General features: G+C 47.1%; 3 protein-coding genes and 1 pseudogene. All 4 read left to right on the top strand.

All coding sequences use genetic code 11. The features are described from left to right. Window positions 1-182: 182 nt before the first annotated feature. Window positions 183-2,519 carry a phage tail tape measure protein gene (locus ACFIMX_RS04190; RefSeq protein ID WP_375694065.1) on the top strand — a complete coding sequence of 779 codons (2,337 nt, stop codon included), beginning with the start codon at window positions 183-185 and terminating at the stop codon, window positions 2,517-2,519. Window positions 2,520-2,532: 13 nt separating this feature from the next. Next, window positions 2,533-2,994, top strand: a complete 462-nt coding sequence (locus tag ACFIMX_RS04185) for a phage tail protein (RefSeq protein ID WP_375694064.1) — start codon at window positions 2,533-2,535, stop codon at window positions 2,992-2,994. Beyond that, window positions 2,991-3,245, top strand: a complete 255-nt coding sequence (locus ACFIMX_RS04180) for a tail protein X (protein ID WP_375639937.1) — start codon at window positions 2,991-2,993, stop codon at window positions 3,243-3,245. Before ACFIMX_RS04185 ends, ACFIMX_RS04180 begins: the two co-directional genes overlap by 4 nt. Further along, a pseudogene (locus ACFIMX_RS04175) lies at window positions 3,245-3,340 on the top strand (late control protein); the annotation flags it as partial. The gene ACFIMX_RS04180 and the pseudogene ACFIMX_RS04175, both read left to right, overlap by 1 nt.

Raw genomic sequence — 3,340 nt, 5'->3', positions numbered from 1 at the left:
TTTTTTACGCAACGCCAATCCTCTCTGCCAGACAATTTGGGGCAGAACTAGCCCTTTATTATCACTGGGTGCCTTCAGAGATTAACCAGATGGATTGGCTGGATGTGATTGCTTATCGCAGCGAATTAGCGCGCCTGAAACAACAAGAATATGAAAGTCATCAGTTAGGATAAAGAATCGTCATGGATGTTTCCCTTGTTGTGCGTTTTGTCAATCATCTGCAAGAGGGGATCGCTTCTGCCAAGCGTGATCTTGCAGTCTTTAGTTCAGATGTTGCGCATTTCCAAAACAAGACAAGGCAGCATTTTAAAAATTGGTTTGACCCTGAGCATCTGAGCCAAGCGACAAAGAATGCGGAAAATGCTTTTATCCAAGCGCGAGGGCGTATGGTGGGTGCGCTTGCGCAAACAGCAACCTTAATTGCACCGCTCTATAAAGCCATGCAATTTGACCAATCGATGAAAGGCTTGGAAAAAGTTCTGGATGCCCCTCTTGATCGCTTAAAGGAATTGCGCCGTTTTGCGCTTGAAACCTCCACCAAGATTCCGCTAGCGGCACGTGAAGTTTTAGAACTGATGACCAGTGCCAGCCAAGCAGGGGTTGACGAACAAGATCTGGAAGCTTTTAGCATTTATGCTGCCAAAGCGGCTGTTGCTTTTGATATGACAGGAGATCAGATTGGGGAGCGCTTTGCCAAATTGCGCAATGTCTTTAAGCTTAATCAAGCAGGCATTGAAGATCTAGGCGATGCTATCAATCATCTCTCGAACCACATGGCGGCAAAAGCCAGTGAAGTGTCTGATTTTACCAATCGTGCCACCGGTGCCGCTACTATGTTTAAACTCACTGCCCGTGAAACCGCAGCTTTTGGTACGGCAATGATTTCTGCTGGGATTGTTCCTGAGAGTGCAGCGCGTGGTTTTAATGCCATGAGTGCGCGTATACAGGCAGGGGGCAAGCATATTGAAGATGCTTTTGCTAATATCGGGCTTTCTCGTGAAAAATTTATGCAAGATCTGGACAAAGATGCCACCGGCACCTTGGTGCGCTTTTTTAATGTGTTGGGTAAATCCGAACAGGGGATGCGCTCGCTGATTGCCATTGCGGGGCGCGATTTTACCGGTGATTTTGCCAAATTGGTGGGCAATCCCGAATTGTTAGGGCAAGCTTTAAAATATGTTGAAGACCCAAAAGTCTTTAAAGGCTCGGTAGAACAAGAAGCAGACAAACAAGCAACCGGTGCCATGCGGCAATTTGAACTCTTACAAAACCGCATTGTGGCTTTGGGGATTAGCATTGGTGAAGTGCTTCTGCCCCCCCTCAACAGTTTGATGGAAAGTGTTGGCAATTTTACCAATGGGCTTATGGCGTGGGCCAATGCCCATCCCACTTTAACAAGCGCCATTATCAAAACCATTGCTGCCCTGATGGCTTTTAATATTGCTCTACGGGTTTTGCGCTTTACTTTGGCTGGCACACGTCTTGGGCTTCTTCAATTGATCACGTCTTTTATCAAGCTTAGAGTACTCAGTCGTGGTGTTGCTGCAAGTTGGCGAGGGTTAGCGGCTTCAGGTCGCGCACTGGGCTTGCTAACCGCGGGTCTTGGGGCAAGTTCACTTCGACTCTTGCGTCCGATGACTTTACTCGTGGCAGCGTTTCGCGGCGTTATGATCTCAGGAAGTGCATTTGCTGCCTCTTTTGGTTGGATCGGGACAGTGATCGAAGTGGTTGGAGCTGGTATTGCCTCTGTTGCGGGGGCTATTTTTACCCCAATCGGGGCTGCGGTTGCTGCTGTTGTGGCGGTCATACTGGCTGCTGGTTTTGCTTTGTGGAAATATTGGGATCGTTTTTCTTCTTTTATGAAGGGCTTTGCACGGGGGGTATCTCGGGCTTTTGGGCAAGCCTTTGAAGCTGTTATGCGCTTTTTTGGTGCCGATACCGCCACCATTACGCGTTGGAAAAATATAATCGCCAATGCTTTTGATCTCTCTCAAACTTGGCAAAAGTTTAAACAAGAGCTTTCCTCTGTTGCCGAGTGGTTTGGCAATTTGTGGGAGGGCGTTAAACAAAGCTTTTCCAACTTTTGGCAATGGTTGAAGAGTTTTTTTACACAGGAAAAGCTCTCGGAGAGTGCCAAGGCTGGTATGGAACAAGCGGGCGAAGATCTGGCTAATTCGATTGTCGATGGCTTTATGTCGTCTATCTCACAATTGATGGATTATTGTAAATCTTTGCCTAGCCGCATTAAGGGGTGGATTGGTTCCATTGATGTAAGAGAGTTTTTGCCAAGTTTTTTGGGAGGCACAACAGCCATTCAACCGATTGCACAATTTGCGGGGGCGGGGCATGCCAATTACTCTGCGAGAGAGCAAAGAGACAAAGACCGTTCCACCATCACACACAATCAAAATGTAACAGTGCATGTCAATGGTGCCCGTGATCCCATTGCCACTGGTCATGCGGTTGCCCACGCCATTCAACGTGCACGCGCTAATGCGCTACATGGCGGGACAGAATGAGGGGGGGGAGCCTATGAGAGATCCTTTGATGATGTTAGGACCGCATCAATTTTATGTGGACTGGCTGAATTTCCAATCCTTTGAAGAAGAGTTTTCTGCTTCATGGGTTTGTATGGAGCGTTTTGGCAAGGCACCCAGTTTGCAATTTACCGGCTATGGCAATGATGCAAAAACCATTCATGGCGTTTGGTTTCCAGAAGAGTTTGGTGACCGTGTAGCCATTGATGCCATAAGCAGAACCATTCGAAGAGCAAAGCCGGTCCAGATGCTTCGTTGGATCAATGATACCACTTATAGTGTTCTTCTCCATGGTCCCGTGGTGATCACCACGATCAATAAAGAGCACGACTATATCAGTCGCTCTGGTCAATCACAACGTATCCGCTATTCCATTACGCTCTTGCCCTTTTTCAATGGCGGAAAACCACAAGGTCAATATCAGGTGGGACAATATCAAGTGGGACAAACTCCATGAAAATACCAGAAAAGCATGTTGTTGTAGAGTTAGAGGATATGAGTCTCGATCTTATCTGCTTTCACCATGCCATGGCTGTGTTAGGAGATCGGAGGCAAGCTGGTTTACTCAAAGGCTATTGTGAAGCCACATTGGAAGCCAATCCAGAGATTGCCAAATATGGTATGTTTTTACCGCGGGGCTTAACGGTTATTCTGCCTGAATTTGTGTTGTCTAATCCCCAAAGCATGGTGAAGCGGTTATGGGATTAATGCGTACACACCCTTTTATTGTGGTCAAGGTGGGAGATAAACCTGTTCATGAGGTTTTTTACCAGCGTCTTTTAACCGCAACCATTACGGACCAT

The sequence above is a fragment of the Bartonella sp. AD24XZML genome, assembly GCF_042196485.1.
Lineage (GTDB): Bacteria > Pseudomonadota > Alphaproteobacteria > Rhizobiales > Rhizobiaceae > Bartonella.
This window is presented reverse-complemented; position numbering and strand designations above follow the sequence as displayed.

Coding starts and splice junctions, on each gene's coding strand:
- ACFIMX_RS04180 (WP_375639937.1), top strand. CDS start 2,991: ATGAAAATACCAGAAAAGCATGTTGTTGTAGAGTTAGAGGATATGAGT.
- ACFIMX_RS04190 (WP_375694065.1), top strand. CDS start 183: ATGGATGTTTCCCTTGTTGTGCGTTTTGTCAATCATCTGCAAGAGGGG.
- ACFIMX_RS04185 (WP_375694064.1), top strand. CDS start 2,533: ATGAGAGATCCTTTGATGATGTTAGGACCGCATCAATTTTATGTGGAC.